Here is a 14125-nt window from a genome sequence, read left to right on the forward strand (position 1 = left end):
CTCCTTGGACGAAGGTTGCGGCGACACGGGTCGCCACGGTGGCGCGCCACCCCTCGCGCGTGACGGCTCCCGGCGCGTGAAGGGAGCCTGCGCTCAGATCTCAGCTCGCGGCTCAGCCCTCCTCGCCCATGTGCAGGGCCTGGCGGACGATCGCGACGAGGACGGCGTCGTCCGTGTCGGGGTTGTTCCGCACGAGGCCGACGAGCCCGTAGATGAGCACGTAGAACGTCTCGGGCACGTGCTCGATGCGGATGCGGTGGCGGGCGGCGTACGCCTCGATCGTCGTGACCTTGAGGCACGCGACGATCGCGCGGACGGCGTGGTCGAGGAACCGGTTGTAGAGGCGGGCGTTCTCGACGCGCTGCAGGTCGTCCCGCAGCGGGTCCTCGGAGCCGAGGTGCTGGCGGAAGAGCGCGATGCAGTCGACGAGGGCCTTGTCGATGTTGCCGACCTCGCGGGCGGCGTCCCACTGGCGGACGGCCTCGGCGAACTCGTCGGCGTAGCTCTCGAAGACGGCGTCGACGAGCGCGTCCTTGTCGGGGAAGTAGTAGTAGACGAGGCCGCGGGCGATGCCGGCACGCTCGGCGACGTCCTTGATGGAGGTGCGACCGATGCCCTTCTCGGAGAAGAGCGCGCGGGCGGCAGCGGCGATCTCCTCCGCGCGCACCTCGGGATCGATGCGCTGCTTGCGTTCAGCCATGGGGGCCTCCTGACCTCGTGTCGTGACGACCGTAGGCCTGCTATTGACACAGCGTCAATAGCAGCGCGAGAAGTCAGGACGAAGGTCCCACCGCAGGTCAGGAGGTCGCGCGACGCCCCTCGGCGCCCACGCCGCGTGCCCGAGCCCCCGACCTGCCCCTCCACGCGCCGATCGCCCAGATCCACACGTCAGGTGTGCATCCGGGCGATCGGTCGGGAGGGGATTGGCGCGCCGGGGGCGGCGCTGAGGCGCCGGGTCAGGCGGGGTCAGTCGTGGTCGTGGCCCTCGTGCCCTGCGTCCTCGTGCCCGGCCTCGTCGTGCCCGCCGTCGGCGTGGTCCTCGCCGTGCGCCTCGGGCGCCTCGCCGGTGACGCCGACGATCTCGTCGGGCACGACGTCGAGCGTCGCCTCGCGCCACACCTTGCCGGTCTCGACGTCGACCGCGAGGATCCGTCGCGTCGCCGGGTCGGTCACGTACACGGAGCCGTCGAGCGCACGGATCGCCGGTCGCGGCTGCTGCCACTCGAGCGGCTCCTCCCAGGCGTCGATCACCGGGACGGACGTCGCCACCTGGGCCTTCGCCGGGTCGATGACGTGGATCGCCCCGTCGGTCCCGAGGACGAGCGCGGCGCCGTCGTCGGCGCGCTCGAGCGAGCGGAAGGTGTAGCTCGCGGGCAGGTCGACGAGCGTGAGCGTCGCGTCCTGCGTGTCGACGAGCGAGATGCGCGTCGGACGCTCGAGCTCCGCGTCGGGGTCGCTCTTGTAGTCGCCGAGCACGACGGTCGAGGCGTGCGACCCGGCCTGGTTGCCGATCCGGCCGTACGCGTCCGGGCTGTCGATCTTCGCGATCTCCCCGTCGCGCACGAGCACGGCGCCGTCCTCGCAGCCGATCAGCACGGCGTCGCCCTGCGCGACGGCCTCGCCGTGGACTCCGGGGCATGCGTCGGTCCGCGCGGTCTCCTGGCCCGCGGCGTCGAGGAGGCGGACGCTCGTGCGCTCCTCGGCGGTCCCGTCGGAGACGACGAGGCTGCCGGCGCCGAGCTCGACCGCGACCCCGTGGTGGGCGGTGGGCGTCGTGAGCCGGCGCGCACCCTCGGCGCCGTCGGGACCTGCCGCGACGTCGGACGAGTCGACGACGACGATCGCGCCCGTGCCGTCGTCGAACAGTGCGGTGCGCCCGTCGTGCACGACGACGTGGCCGGGCTTCTGCGCGGGGTAGACGGCGCCCGTGAGGTGCGGGGCGGAGGTGAAGTGGTGCGCGTGGTCGCCGTGCGCCTCGCTCCACGTGCCGAGGTCGAGGACCTCGAAGCCGCGCGACGTCGAGACGAGCGCGTGGCGGCCGTCGCCTGCGGCGTTGAGGCGCACGTATCCGTCGACGGGGATGTCGGCGAGGACCTCGAGGGTCGACGCGTCGAGGACCTGGACGCCGCCGTCGTACGTGACGGCGATGCGCGGCTTGGCCGCGGCCTGCTCGGTCGCAGGTTCGGTGACGGTCGCGGGCGTCGTGGCCGTGGTCGCGGCGGGGGTTCCGGGGTCGCTCGCGCACGCGCCGAGGAGGGCGAGCGGGACGGCGATGCCGAGCGCGAGGCGCGCCCAGGGTGTGCGGTTGGTGCGTGTCATGGCTGGTGGGGCGCGTGGGCGCCCGCTCCTCTCGGTCGGGGGATGTCCGCTCCGCACACTAGATAATGAGAACCGTTATCGTCAACACGAGAGAAAGGTGCGTCTCGTGCCCACCGGCTGCACCGATCGCCCGGACGCACACGTCAGGTGCGCATCCGGGCGATCGGTCAGCGGAGGGAGCCGCCCGCGCGGCGACTCAGGGCGTCGGGTGGGCCGCGTCGTACGCGAGGAAGCCGCGCTGCCACCGCACGAGCAGCCACAGCACGACGATGCAGCTCAGGCCGCCGACGAGCGCCGCCACACCCTCGCCCCACCACGAGGCCTGCGTGCCGAGCCACATGTCACCCGCCCGCGGACCACCCGCGACCACGACGATGAACACCCCCTGGAGGCGCCCGCGCATGTCATCCGGCGCCGCCGTCTGCAAGATCGACTGACGGAAGATCGCCGAGACGTTGTCCGCCGCCCCGCACACCGCGAGCGCGACGAGCGCCACGACGAGCGCGGGCACGAGGACGTGCGACGGTGTCGTCCGGCCCGCCGCGACGAGCACGGCGCCGAACGCCGCGACACCCAGGCCCCAGACGGTGATCGACCAGACGATCATGGCGCCCTGGCGCCGGATGCCCGTCAGGCCGCCCGAGAGCAGCCCGGCCACCACCCCGCCGACGGCGATCGCCGCCGTGAGCAGGCCCGTCGTGCTCTCGCCGCCACCCAGGACGACGACGCCGATCGCCGGGAACAGCACGCGCGGCATCGCGAGCACCATCGCGGCCAGATCGACGAGGAACGTCATGCGCACGTTCGGCTGCGTCGACAGGTAGCGCAACCCTTCGACGACCGCGCCGAGGCCCGGGCGCCGCGTCGGTGCCGTCGAGACGACGGGGGCGTCGCCGTCGTGCGCGTAGAGGACGGTGCCGGGCGGCAGCGCCGGGAGCCGCAGCATGGCCCAGAGCGCCGCGAGGAACATCACGGCGTCGATCGTGTACGCGATCTCGTAGTCCCAGCGGGCGACGAGCATCGCGCCCACGACGGGGCCGACCATGAGGGTCGTGTTGAAGACGAGCGTCTGCAGGGCGTTCGCCGCCGGGAGGCTGCGCGGCGGGACGAGCATCGGGATGATCGCGGTGCGGGCCGGGCTGTTGATGCCGTACGCCCCGTGCTGCACCGCGACGAGCGCGTACAGCACCCAGAGCTGGTCGACGTCGAGCCACGCCTGGAGGGCGAGCAGCGCCGTGACGAGCCACAGGACGACCGCGGAGGCCAGGGCGACCTTGCGGCGGTCGTGCACGTCGAGGACCGCGCCGCCGTACAGCCCGGTGATGACGAGCGGGACGAGCGCGGCGACGCCGATGCCGCCTACCGCGAAGGACGAGCCCGTGAGCGCGTACACCTCGAGGCCCACGGCGACGAGCGTGAGCTGCGTGCCGAGGCTCGACAGCCCGAGTCCCGTCCACAGGCGGCGGAAGTCAGGGGACTCCTGGAGCGGGGTCGTGTCGATGAGCAGGCGAGGCACCCCGCGAGCCTACGTCGCAGATCCGCCGCGCTGGATCGGCGCCCGCGCCTCCCCCCGGAGACACGGGCACCGACACCAGAAGGAAGCCCCGACGCGGTGTCAGATACACCCTGTCGAAAGGGCGCCCTGCCTCTTGCGCACTCCCAGGTTCCGTGGTTCATTAGTCATGTAACTAACCAACGAAGCGAGGTGGCCGGTGTTCGACGGACGCGAACCCATCTACGTGCAGATCGCCGAGTCGATCCGCGCAGAGATCCTGTCCGGCGCCCTGAAGGAAGGGGACCAGGTCATGTCCACCACCCAGTACGCCACGACCTACCGCATCAACCCCGCCACCGCCGCCAAGGCCTTCGCCCAGCTCGTCGACGAAGGCGTCCTGCACAAGCAGCGCGGCGTCGGCATGTTCGTCACCGACGGCGCCCGCACCCTGCTGCGCGACCGCCGCCGCGAAGCGTTCTTCACCGAGCGGCTCGACCCCGTGCTCCGCGAGGCCGCCCTCCTCGGCATCACCACCGCAGACCTCACCGCCCACCTCGACCGGCAGCCCCAGGAAGGAGACCGACAGTGACCGGCTACAGCGTCAGCACCTCCGGCCTCGGCGTCTCGTACGGCCGCACCGCCGCCCTCACCGACGTCACGATCGACCTCGCCCCCGACCGCATCCACGGGCTGCTCGGCCGCAACGGCGCCGGCAAGTCCACGCTCCTGTCCGCGCTCGCCTCCCTGCGCACGCCGTCCGCCGGCACCGTCGCCGTCGACGGCGGCGACCCGTTCGAGGACGAGCGCCGCATGGAGCACACCTGCCTCGTCCGCGAGTGCGGCGACGTCATCGGCGACGAACCGCTCACGGTCAACCTCGACTGGTTCGCCCTCGCACGCCCCACCTTCGACCGCGCGTTCGCCGAGGACCTCCTCGACAGGTTCGGCCTCGACCCGCGCACCAAGCCCCAGGCACTCTCCCGCGGGCAGGCCTCCGCGTTCGGCGTCGTCACCGGCCTCGCGTCACGCTCCCCGCTGACCATGTTCGACGAGGTCCACCTCGGCATGGACGCACCCGCACGCCACACGTTCTACGAGGCGCTGCTCGCCGACTTCGCCGAACACCCCCGCACGATCATCGTCTCCAGCCACCTGATCAACGAGATCGAGGCCATGCTCGAGACCGTCACGATCATCCACCAGGGCCGGCTGCTCCTCAGCGAGGAAGCCGACGAGCTGCGCGCCCGCGGAGCGACCCTCACCGGGCCCGCCGACGCCGTCGACCGCCTCGCCGCAGGCCAGACCGTCATCGGCTCGCGCGACCTCGGCCCCACCCGGCAGGCCACCCTCTTCGGGGACCTCGACACCGCCGTCCTCGACCGCGCCGCCGACCACGGCGTCACCGCCGGCCCCGTCCCCCTGCAGGACCTGTTCATCCACCTCACCGAGCACCCCACCCGGACGGAGGCCCACGCATGACGACCACGACCCGCACCGCGCGCCCCACCCGCCGCGCGCCGCAGTGGCGGCGCTCGGCCGCCTGGCAGCTCAGCGTCTATGCGTACCTCATGGCCTGGGCGTGGGCGATCGCCCTCGTCGTCGTGGTCGCGGTCCTCGTGATCGTGAGCCGCTCCGTCGACGTCGAGATGTCCGCCGTCGCCTTCTCCCACCACGCGTTCCTCTGGTTCCCGTTCAGCATCGCGATCATGGTCACGACGTCCCTCCTGACGACGCACGTCGCCGCCGGCATGACCCGCGCCTCGTTCATCAAGGGCGCGATCATCGCAGCCGTCACGACCGGCGTCGGCAACGCCGTCGTCGCGACCACCCTCCTCGTCACCGAACGTTGGGTCTACGACCGCCTCGGCTGGGTCCACGGGAGCGGCGACGTCGGTCGCACCGTGCTGCAGGACGGCGCTCTCCGGTACGGCGCAGGCCTCGCCCTGCTGTTCAGCGCCGGCATGCTCAGCGGCCTGCTCGTCGGCATCTGCTTCTACCGTCTCGGCGGGCTGGGCGGCATCCTCGCGCTCCCGCTCGCCCTCAGCCCGATCCTCCTGACCGGATGGGTCGGCATGCCGAGCGACGACCAGTGGACAGCGTGGGGCAACGCTCCCGGCAGCATGCCGTCGCACCCGCTCCTCGGCGTCCTCGTCCTCGCGGCCGCAGCGGCCGCCTACCACCTGCTCGTCCGTCGCGTCCCCATCGCCAAGAAGGAGGGCTGACATGCCCCGCAGCGCCGCAGCGGACACCCCCGCCGTCCGCGTCACCCACCTGCGCAAGACCTACGGCACGACCGTCGCCGTCGACGACGTGAGCTTCGACGTCGCGCACGGCGAGATCTTCGGGATCCTCGGCCCCAACGGGGCCGGGAAGACCACGACCGTCGAGTGCCTCGCCGGGCTCCGCACCGTCGACGGCGGGTCCGTCCGCGTCCTCGACCACGACCCTCAGGACCCGACGGACGCGCTCACCGTCCGCGAGCGCCTCGGCATCCAGCTCCAGGAGTCCCAGCTCCCTGCCAAGCTGCGCGTCCACGAGGCTCTCGCCCTCTACGCGTCGTTCTACGACGACCCCGACGACCCCGACCGGCTCATCACCCTGCTCGGGCTCGAGGACCGTCGCAACACCGCGTTCGAGGCCCTCTCCGGCGGTCAGAAGCAGCGCCTGTCGATCGCCCTCGCCCTGATCGGCAAGCCCAAGGTCGCGATCCTCGACGAGCTCACGACCGGGCTCGACCCGCACGCGCGGCGCGAGACCTGGGACCTCGTCGAACGCGTCCGGGACGACGGCGTGACGATCATCCTCGTCACGCACTTCATGGACGAGGCCGAGCGGCTGTGCGACCGCCTCGTCGTCATCGACCAGGGCCGCGTCGTCGCCCAGGGCACCCCCGCCGAGCTCACCGGCGCGAGCGGTGAGCACCGCACCTTCCGGGTGCGCCTGCCCGAGCCGTTCATCGACCACGCGCCGCTCACCGCGCTCCCCTCCGTCACCGCGGTCACGCAGGTCGGCGAGGAGATCGAGGTGACGGGCACCCGCACCGTCCTGCCCGACGTCATCATCGCCCTGCACGCGCTCGGCATCGTCCCCGACGAGGTCCGCACGCGCACCCGCTCCCTCGAGGACACGTTCGTCGCTCTCGTCACCCACGAGGGTCAGGAGGTCACGTCATGACCAGCACCGTCACCGCGCCCGCGCCCGCCCGTGGCGGGATGCGCGGCCTGTCCACGCTCGTCCGCTCCGAGGCCCGGCTGTTCCTGCGCTACCCGGGCAACGTCTTCTTCGTCGTCGCGTTCCCGAGCGTCCTGCTGCTCGGCATGGGGTTCATCGTGCCCGGCATGCGGGAGCCCCTCACCGACGTCCCCGCACCGTGGCTCGGCCTGCGCGTGATCGACATGTTCCTGCCGATCATCCTGTGCGTCTCGGCCGCGACCGCCGGCCTCACCTCCCTGCCGCTGATCCTCGCGGGCTACCGCGAGACGGGCGTGCTGCGCCGGCTGTCGACGACGCCGATGCGCCCCCAGGGTGTCCTCCTCGCGCAGGTGGTCGTCCAGCTCTGCGGCGTCGTCGCCGGCTCGGTGATCGCGCTCCTCGCCGCGCTCCTCGCCGTCGGGACACCCGGCCCCGAGCTGCCGCTCGTCGCGGTCGCGGCCTTCCCGCTGGCGGTCACGGCGATGTTCAGCATCGGCCTCGTGATCGGCGGGCTCGCACCGCGCGCGTCGTCCGCGTCGGGGATCGGCATGCTGCTGTACTTCCCGATGCTGTTCTTCGCGGGCCTCTGGACGCCGGGGCCGCTCATGCCCGGCACCCTCCAGACCATCTCGTCCTACACGCCCCTCGGGGCGGCGTCCCAAGCGATGACGGCCGCGTGGTTCGAGGGCAGCGTCCCGTGGCTGCAGCTCGGCGTCATGGCCGCGTGGTCGGTCGTGCTGTTCGGGGTCGCGACCAAGACGTTCCGCTGGTCGCGCTGAGTCGCGCGACGGACGCTCCCGCCGCGCTCTGCCCGCCGCGCTCCGCCCGCCACCTCGCTCCTCGAGGTAGGCCCGTTCACGCGAGGTAGCGCCTTGCAAGGGCCTACGTCGCGAGCAAGGGCCTACTTCACGCAGGTCAGGGCCTACGCGACCGTCGTGCCGAACGCCAGGCCGAGCAGGTAGGTCGCGCCGGCCGCGCCGTAGCCGATCGCGATCTGGCGGAGCGCCCGGCGGCCCGGCGACGCACCCGAGAGGACGCCGACCGTCGCCCCCGTGGCGAGCAGCGCGAGGCCCACGACGAGCGTCGCGGCCACGACGGCCGCCAACCCCTCGAGCCCGAACAGGTAGGGCAGCACGGGCAGGAGCGCGCCGCTCGCGAAGAAGCAGAACGACGACGCCGCCGCGCCCCACGCCGACCCGAGCAGGTCGTGCGACTCGCCCTCGTCCTGCGCGTCGGCATCGTGGCTCGCGCCGTCGTGCCACTCCGCGCCGTGCGCCGGGTGGTGCGGCTCCTCGCTGGCCGCAGCGTGCACCGCGTCGGACGGCAGGGCCGACTCCTCGAGCTCGAGCACGTCGATCTCGCCTGCCTGCGCCTGCTCGACGCGCTGCACGAGCGCGAGCGTGCGGCGCGCGCGCTCCTCCGCGGACTCGGTGTCCATGCCGCGGGCCCGGTACACGAGCGCGAGCTCGTTCGCGTCGACGTCGAGGTCAGGCAGCGCACGGCGCGCGTGCGGCGACGGGCGGGACGCCTCGGCGAGCTCGCGCTGCGAGCGCACCGACACGAACTCGCCGGCACCCATCGAGAGGGCGCCAGCGAGCAGACCTGCGATACCCGTGAGCAGCACGGTCGCCGCTGAGACGCCGGATGCGCCGATGCCGAGGATGAGGGCGAGGTTCGACACCAGGCCGTCGTTCGCGCCGAAGACGGCGGCACGGAAGTTCCCCGAGATACGGCGTCGGCCGCGCGTCGCGAGGGAACGCACGACCTCCTCGTGGATCCGTTCGTCGGCTGCCATCGCGGCGGTCGCGTCAGCGTCGGCCTCGTACTCGGAGCGCGACTCCGCGCGCTGCACGAGCGCGAGCGTGAACACGGAGCCGAAGCGGCGGGCGAGCCAGCCGAGCGCACGGCTGCGCAGCGTGCGGGCGGCAGGCTTGGCGTCGGGCCCGAGCAGGGTCGTCCAGTGCGCGGCGTGCCGGCCCTCGGCCTCGGCGATCGCGAGGAGGATCTCCCGCTCCTCGCCCATGCGGCTCTGGGCGAGGTCGCGGTAGACCTGCGCCTCCGCCAGCTCGTCCGCGAGGTAGCGGCGCCAACGGCGCACGTCGGCGGCCGACGGCGTGCGACCGCACGGGTGCTGCGCGTCGTCGTCCGGGCGCGGCGAGGTGTCGAGGTTGTCGGGCATACCCCTGATCCTTCCAGGGGCACCGCGCCGCGTCCCCGAGCGGGAAAGTTCGGCCGTCCGCACTTCGCGCGGACCTCGACCATGACGCGCGGCACCCTGCCCGCAGCCACAAGAGCCGTCGACGGCGCGAGGCCGCCGGTAGGTTGGGGGGATGCTGGCACCCCTGGTCGCGGTCGGGCCGCCGCTCACGCCCGACGACGTCGAGCGCTTCTCCCGGCACCTCCTCCTCGCGGGGTTCGGCGAGGAGGCGCAGCGGCGCGTCCGCAACGCGCGCGTGTGCGTGCTCGGCGCGGGCGGCCTCGGCTCCCCGGCGATCTCGTACCTGGTCGCGGCGGGCGTCGGGACGCTCGGCGTCGTGGACGACGACGTCGTCGCTCTCTCCAACCTCCAGCGTCAGGTGCTGCACCGCACCGAGGACGTCGGGACGCTCAAGACGCGCTCGGCCGCGCGGGCGGCGCGGGCGCTCGACCCGGGGGTCGACGTCGTGCTCCACGACGTGCGGCTGACCGCGGCGAACGCCGACGGGATCCTGCGCGGCTACGACCTCGTCCTCGACGGGACGGACAACTTCGACACCCGCTACCTCGTCTCCGACGCGTGCGCGCGCCTCGGGCTGCCCGTCGTGTGGGCGTCCGTGCTGCAGATGGACGCGCAGGTCTCCGTGTTCTGGGCGGACGCGCCCGACGGCCGCGGCATCACTCTCCGCGACCTGTTCCCCGAGCCGCCCGCGCCGGGGAGCGTGCCGTCGTGCTCACAGGCCGGCGTGCTCGGGGCGATGTGCGGCCAGGTCGGGTCCCTCATGGCGACGGAGGCGATCAAGCTCGTCGCTGGCGTCGGCGACGTCCTGCTCGGGCGTGTCCTCGTGATCGACGCGCTGCGGTCGCGCTGGACCGAGGTGCCGCTGGTCGCCACGCACGGCCCCCGGACCGACAGCCACGGGTCCCACGGCGCGGTGACCAGCGGCGCGACCAACGGTGCCGGCTCCCACGGCGCCCGGACGGCCGGTGCGAGCACGGACGGCGCGGCCACGGGCGGCGCCGGGTCCGGCAACCCGGGGTCGGCTCAGAGCGTCACCTCGGCCACAGACCTGCCCGCGGCGGCCACCGACCTGCCCGACGAGATCACGGCGCGCGAGCTGCGTCGTCGGCTCGACGCGCGCGAGGCGGGGAAGGACGACGTCGTCGTCGTCGACGTGCGCACCACCCACGAGCGCGACATCCGCACGATCCCGGGCTCCGTGCACGTCCCGCTCGACGTGCTCCTCACCACCGACGGGCGGGCGCTGGTCCCGCGAGACCGCGACGTCGTCCTGTTCTGCGCGGTCGGCGGTCGGTCCGCGCAAGCCCTGACGCTGCTGCGCGCGGCGGGCTGGACGCGCGTCGCGCACCTCCCCGGCGGCATGACGGTCTGGCCGGAGGCCTGACGCCGCTGTCGACGTCATGACCTAGAGCGCGACGTCGCGACCTCCGACGCACGACCTCAGGCCAGAAGTCACGACCTCGGCGGCCCCGGCCGCAGCAGCGGCCAGCGGCGGCCAGGCGCTGGCGCGCCGGGTGCAGGGCCGTGAGTCCGTCAGTCCCGGGCCGAGTCCGTCGGTCGCAGCTGACGGACTCAGCCGGAGGTGACGGACTCGCCGGCGGGCAGGCGCCAGCCGCACCGCCATCGGCCACGGCGGGCAGGTGCCAGCCGCACCGCCGTGGGCCAAGGTGGGCCACCGTGGGCCGCCACGACCGTGGCCCATCTCGCGCGGCTAGATTGGGGTCGTGCCTGCTGCCCTCGTCCCTGTCGCCGACCATGTCGCGCAGGTGCTCACGCTCGCGGACGGCCGCACGCCAGCCGTCGAGACTGTCGCGCTCGACGACGCGCCGGGCCGCGTCCTTGCCGCCGACCTGCTCGCGCGCGTCGCCGTGCCGCCGTTCGACAACTCGGCGATGGACGGCTTCGCGGTCCGGCGGGCGGACCTGCTGGCCGCGACCGCGCAGGCGCCGAGGGCGCTCGACGTCGTCGCGGACCTTCCCGCGGGGAGCGCGGCCCAGCCGCACGTCGGGCCTGGCCAGGCGGCGCGCATCATGACGGGCGCACCGGTCCCGCCGGGTGCGGACGCGGTCGTGCCGGTCGAGCAGACGGTCACCGGCACGTTCGCCGGGGGCGGTGACACGGTCCGCGTGGAGGTCGTCGCGGCACCCGCGGAGGGTGCGCACGTGCGGCGCGCAGCCGACGACGTCGCGCCGGGGGACGTCGTGATCGCGGCCGGGACGCGGCTCACGGCACGGCACGCGTCGGCTGCGGCGTCGGTCGGGTACGCGACGCTCGACGTCGTCCGTCGCCCGCGCGTGCACGTCCTGTCGACGGGCGCCGAGCTGCGTGCGCCGGGCGAGCCGCTCGAGCACGGTCAGATCCCGGACTCGAACTCGACGCTCCTCGCGGGCCTCGCGCGTGCGGCCGGTGCGGACGTGCACCGCGTGGGCGCGGTCGCGGACGACCCGGCGGCGCTGCGCGCCGTTCTCGAGACGGCTGCGGCGGACGCGGACCTGATCGTCACGTCGGGAGGGGTGAGCGCGGGCGCGCACGACGTCGTCAAGGAGCTGCTCTCCGCCCCCGGCCCTGACGGTGCGCCGGCCGTGACGTTCACGAAGGTCGCGATGCAGCCGGGCAAGCCGCAGGGCTACGGTCGCGTGCACGGCACCCCGATCGTGACGTTGCCGGGCAACCCGGTGAGCGTGTTCGTGTCGTTCGAGGTGGTCGTGCGGCCGCTGCTGCGCGCCCTGCTCGGCCAGGAACCGCACGCCCCTGCACGTCACGTCGTCGCGGCGACCGGCTGGCGCAGCCCGGCGGGCCGCACCCAGCACGTACCTGTCGTCGTCGACGACGACGGTGCCCGCCCCGCGACGTCGGGCGGCTCCGGCTCGCACCTCGTCGCGTCCCTCGCCCTCGCTGAGGCGCTCGCCGTCGTCCCCGCGGACGTCGACGAGGTGCGTCCCGGCGACGTCCTCACCCTGATGGAGATCGACCGATGAGCAGCTTCACGCACCTCGACCAGTCCGGCCACGCGCGCATGGTGGACGTCACCGAGAAGGTGCCGACCGTCCGCTCGGCGACGGCGCACGGCCGGGTCGTGTGCACGCCCGCGGTCGTCGCGGCACTGCGCGACGGCTCGACTCCGAAGGGTGACGTCCTGGCGGTCGCGCGCATCGCGGGCATCGCGGGCGCGAAGCGGACGGCGGAGCTGCTGCCGCTCGCGCACGTCATCGGGGTGCACGGCGCGGTCGTGGACCTCGAGGTGACGGACGACGGCGTCGCGATCGTCGCGACCGTCCGCACCGCCGACCGCACGGGTGTGGAGATGGAGGCGCTGACCGCGGTGAGCGTCGCGGCTCTCGCGGTCGTCGACATGGTCAAGGGCATGGACAAGTCGGTGCACATCGCCGACGTGCAGCTCGTCGCGAAGACGGGCGGCAAGTCCGGCGACTGGCACCGCGAGGACTGACGTGACCGTCCCGCCCGTGCCCGTGCTCGACGCGGTCGTGCTCGCGGGCGGCCGGGCGCGGCGGCTCGACGGCGCGGCGAAGCCGCACGTCCTGCTCGACGGGCGTGAGCTGCTCGCGCACGTCCTCGACGGCCTCGCGGAGTCGGGCCTCGTGCGGCGGGTCGCGGTCGTGGGGCCGCCCGACGTCGCTGTCCCGTCTGCCGTGCCGCTCGTCCAGGTGCAGGAGGATCCGCCGTTCGGCGGGCCGGTCGCCGGGATCGCCGCGGGGCTCGCGGTGCTCGACGACACCACCGGGCGCGCCCCGGCACACCGTGACGCGGGGTCGCCGCTGCGGGCCAGCACCGCGCGGAGCGCCGGTGACATGGTCGCGGTCGTCGCGTGCGACGTCCCCGGGGGTGCGCGGATGCTGCCCGCGCTCGTCGGCGCGCTGCAGGCGGCTCCGGCCGCGGACGGCGCGTGCGCGCGGGCTGACGGGCGCGACCAGTGGTTGCTCGCCGTCTACCGCCGCTCAGCGCTCGCCGGCGCGCTCAGCGATGCGATCGCCGCGGAGCGCGGCGCGCTCAGCGATGCGATCGCCGCGGAGCGCGGCGCGCTCAGCGGGGCGAGCGTGCGCGGGCTCGTCGGGGGCCTCGACCTCGTCCGGGTCGACGACGTCACGGGCGCGAGCGCCGACGTCGACACGTGGGCTGACCTCGACGCGCTGCACCGGCCGTCCGACCAGCACCGCCCGTCCGACTAGCCGGGGCGACCGACCAGCTGCGGGCGGCCGGCGTCCGGGAGGGGCCGTGCGTGCCTGCGGGTGGAAGGATGGTGGGCACACGATGGCCCTGACAACGAGGTGATCCCATGAGCCCGTCCGACAACATCGATGTCCGTGTCACGCTCGTCGAGTGGATGGCCGCGCTCGAGCGAGAGCTCGGCGTGTCCTTCGGCGAGGTCGACATCGACGCCCTCCTCGACGCCACGCGCGTCGCAGCGCACGGCGTCGCGCGTCCGGCGGGGCCGCTGACGACGTTCGCGATCGGTTTCGCGGCGGGTCTCTCCACGGGGATCGCGACGGACTCGTCGGCGGGCGAGCCCGACACGACGGCCGCGGTGCGCGAGCTCTCGACGAAGGCGTCGGCTCTCGTCTCGTCGTGGCGGCCCGAGGTCGCGGGCACGGCCGAGGGTTCCTGATGGCGCAGGTCAGGCTGTTCGCCGGTGCCGCTGAGGCTGCGGGAGCGGCGGAGCTGACGGTCGACGCGCCGACGGTGGGCGCGCTGCGCGCCGCCCTGGGCGGGGTGGCGCGGCTGGGGACGGTCCTGGACCGGTGCGCGCTGCTCGTCGACGGGCGGCGCGCGTCCGACGACGCCGAGCCGGTGCCGGCGTCCGCGACGGTCGACGTCCTGCCGCCCTTCGCGGGCGGCTGAGCGAGCCGCCCGAGTCCTGGGACGTCCGTCGAGGTCGTGAGCCT

The 14125-nt window shown here is 73.9% G+C and carries 15 protein-coding genes; 11 read left to right on the plus strand and 4 right to left on the minus strand.

The features are described from left to right. Nucleotides 1–112: 112 nt before the first annotated feature. The 3 genes from AC4F3Q_RS05010 to AC4F3Q_RS05020 all read right to left on the minus strand — a co-directional run bounded on the left by AC4F3Q_RS05010 (nucleotide 113) and on the right by AC4F3Q_RS05020 (nucleotide 3835). Nucleotides 113–700 carry a TetR/AcrR family transcriptional regulator gene (locus tag AC4F3Q_RS05010; protein WP_168446648.1) on the minus strand — a complete coding sequence of 196 codons (588 nt, stop codon included), beginning with the start codon at nucleotides 698–700 and terminating at the stop codon, nucleotides 113–115. A 266-nt stretch (nucleotides 701–966) separates the two neighbouring features. Continuing rightward, entirely contained in the window at nucleotides 967–2319 is a 1353-nt protein-coding gene (gene aztD / locus AC4F3Q_RS05015; protein ID WP_491039001.1) for a zinc metallochaperone AztD, read from the minus strand. A 196-nt stretch (nucleotides 2320–2515) separates the two neighbouring features. Then, on the minus strand, nucleotides 2516–3835 hold the full coding sequence (locus AC4F3Q_RS05020; protein WP_491039002.1) for an MFS transporter: 1320 nt from the start codon (nucleotides 3833–3835) through the stop codon (nucleotides 2516–2518). Nucleotides 3836–4031: 196 nt separating this feature from the next. On the opposite strand from AC4F3Q_RS05020, the gene AC4F3Q_RS05025 reads away from it, so the two are divergent. The 5 genes from AC4F3Q_RS05025 to AC4F3Q_RS05045 are packed head-to-tail and all read left to right on the plus strand — an operon-like array spanning nucleotide 4032 to nucleotide 7785. After that, nucleotides 4032–4403, plus strand: a complete 372-nt coding sequence (locus AC4F3Q_RS05025; protein ID WP_168446651.1) for a GntR family transcriptional regulator — start codon at nucleotides 4032–4034, stop codon at nucleotides 4401–4403. Further along, complete coding sequence (locus AC4F3Q_RS05030; RefSeq protein WP_491039003.1) at nucleotides 4400–5293, plus strand: ATP-binding cassette domain-containing protein; 894 nt, start codon at nucleotides 4400–4402, stop codon at nucleotides 5291–5293. Before AC4F3Q_RS05025 ends, AC4F3Q_RS05030 begins: the two co-directional genes overlap by 4 nt. Then, a complete protein-coding gene (locus AC4F3Q_RS05035) occupies nucleotides 5290–6036 on the plus strand; it encodes a hypothetical protein (RefSeq protein WP_491039004.1) in 747 nt (248 codons plus the stop codon). Before AC4F3Q_RS05030 ends, AC4F3Q_RS05035 begins: the two co-directional genes overlap by 4 nt. Nucleotide 6037: 1 nt before the next feature. After that, a complete protein-coding gene (locus AC4F3Q_RS05040) occupies nucleotides 6038–6988 on the plus strand; it encodes an ABC transporter ATP-binding protein (protein WP_491039005.1) in 951 nt (316 codons plus the stop codon). Then, entirely contained in the window at nucleotides 6985–7785 is an 801-nt protein-coding gene (locus tag AC4F3Q_RS05045; RefSeq protein WP_168446655.1) for an ABC transporter permease, read from the plus strand. The genes AC4F3Q_RS05040 and AC4F3Q_RS05045 overlap by 4 nt, the downstream gene beginning before the upstream one ends. A 143-nt stretch (nucleotides 7786–7928) precedes the next feature. On the opposite strand, the gene AC4F3Q_RS05050 is transcribed toward AC4F3Q_RS05045, so the two are convergent. Next, nucleotides 7929–9185, minus strand: a complete 1257-nt coding sequence (locus tag AC4F3Q_RS05050) for a VIT1/CCC1 transporter family protein (protein ID WP_491039006.1) — start codon at nucleotides 9183–9185, stop codon at nucleotides 7929–7931. A gap of 151 nt (nucleotides 9186–9336) precedes the next feature. On the opposite strand from AC4F3Q_RS05050, the gene AC4F3Q_RS05055 reads away from it, so the two are divergent. From AC4F3Q_RS05055 to AC4F3Q_RS05080, 6 genes are all read left to right on the plus strand, one after another. Beyond that, on the plus strand, nucleotides 9337–10608 hold the full coding sequence (locus AC4F3Q_RS05055; protein WP_491039007.1) for a ThiF family adenylyltransferase: 1272 nt from the start codon (nucleotides 9337–9339) through the stop codon (nucleotides 10606–10608). Between the two features lie 340 nt (nucleotides 10609–10948). Then, nucleotides 10949–12202 carry a molybdopterin molybdotransferase MoeA gene (locus AC4F3Q_RS05060; protein ID WP_491039008.1) on the plus strand — a complete coding sequence of 418 codons (1254 nt, stop codon included), beginning with the start codon at nucleotides 10949–10951 and terminating at the stop codon, nucleotides 12200–12202. Next, entirely contained in the window at nucleotides 12199–12672 is a 474-nt protein-coding gene (moaC, locus tag AC4F3Q_RS05065; RefSeq protein ID WP_491039009.1) for a cyclic pyranopterin monophosphate synthase MoaC, read from the plus strand. Before AC4F3Q_RS05060 ends, moaC begins: the two co-directional genes overlap by 4 nt. Before the next feature lies 1 nt (nucleotide 12673). Further along, nucleotides 12674–13411 (plus strand): molybdenum cofactor guanylyltransferase, encoded by a 738-nt coding sequence (mobA, locus tag AC4F3Q_RS05070; protein ID WP_491039010.1) that lies wholly within the window; start codon nucleotides 12674–12676, stop codon nucleotides 13409–13411. 107 nt (nucleotides 13412–13518) lie between these two features. Continuing rightward, nucleotides 13519–13848: a DUF6457 domain-containing protein gene (locus AC4F3Q_RS05075; protein WP_491039011.1), complete on the plus strand. Its 330-nt coding sequence runs from the start codon at nucleotides 13519–13521 to the stop codon at nucleotides 13846–13848. Next, complete coding sequence (locus AC4F3Q_RS05080; protein WP_168446662.1) at nucleotides 13848–14081, plus strand: MoaD/ThiS family protein; 234 nt, start codon at nucleotides 13848–13850, stop codon at nucleotides 14079–14081. The genes AC4F3Q_RS05075 and AC4F3Q_RS05080 overlap by 1 nt, the downstream gene beginning before the upstream one ends. Nucleotides 14082–14125 lie beyond the last annotated feature (44 nt).

It is taken from the genome of Flavimobilis sp. BM9 (assembly GCF_058313055.1).

Coding starts and splice junctions, on each gene's coding strand:
- AC4F3Q_RS05055 (WP_491039007.1), top strand. CDS start 9,337: ATGCTGGCACCCCTGGTCGCGGTCGGGCCGCCGCTCACGCCCGACGAC.
- AC4F3Q_RS05040 (WP_491039005.1), top strand. CDS start 6,038: ATGCCCCGCAGCGCCGCAGCGGACACCCCCGCCGTCCGCGTCACCCAC.
- AC4F3Q_RS05010 (WP_168446648.1), bottom strand. CDS start 700: ATGGCTGAACGCAAGCAGCGCATCGATCCCGAGGTGCGCGCGGAGGAG.
- AC4F3Q_RS05075 (WP_491039011.1), top strand. CDS start 13,519: ATGAGCCCGTCCGACAACATCGATGTCCGTGTCACGCTCGTCGAGTGG.
- aztD (WP_491039001.1), bottom strand. CDS start 2,319: ATGACACGCACCAACCGCACACCCTGGGCGCGCCTCGCGCTCGGCATC.
- moaC (WP_491039009.1), top strand. CDS start 12,199: ATGAGCAGCTTCACGCACCTCGACCAGTCCGGCCACGCGCGCATGGTG.
- AC4F3Q_RS05045 (WP_168446655.1), top strand. CDS start 6,985: ATGACCAGCACCGTCACCGCGCCCGCGCCCGCCCGTGGCGGGATGCGC.
- AC4F3Q_RS05080 (WP_168446662.1), top strand. CDS start 13,848: ATGGCGCAGGTCAGGCTGTTCGCCGGTGCCGCTGAGGCTGCGGGAGCG.
- AC4F3Q_RS05035 (WP_491039004.1), top strand. CDS start 5,290: ATGACGACCACGACCCGCACCGCGCGCCCCACCCGCCGCGCGCCGCAG.
- AC4F3Q_RS05050 (WP_491039006.1), bottom strand. CDS start 9,185: ATGCCCGACAACCTCGACACCTCGCCGCGCCCGGACGACGACGCGCAG.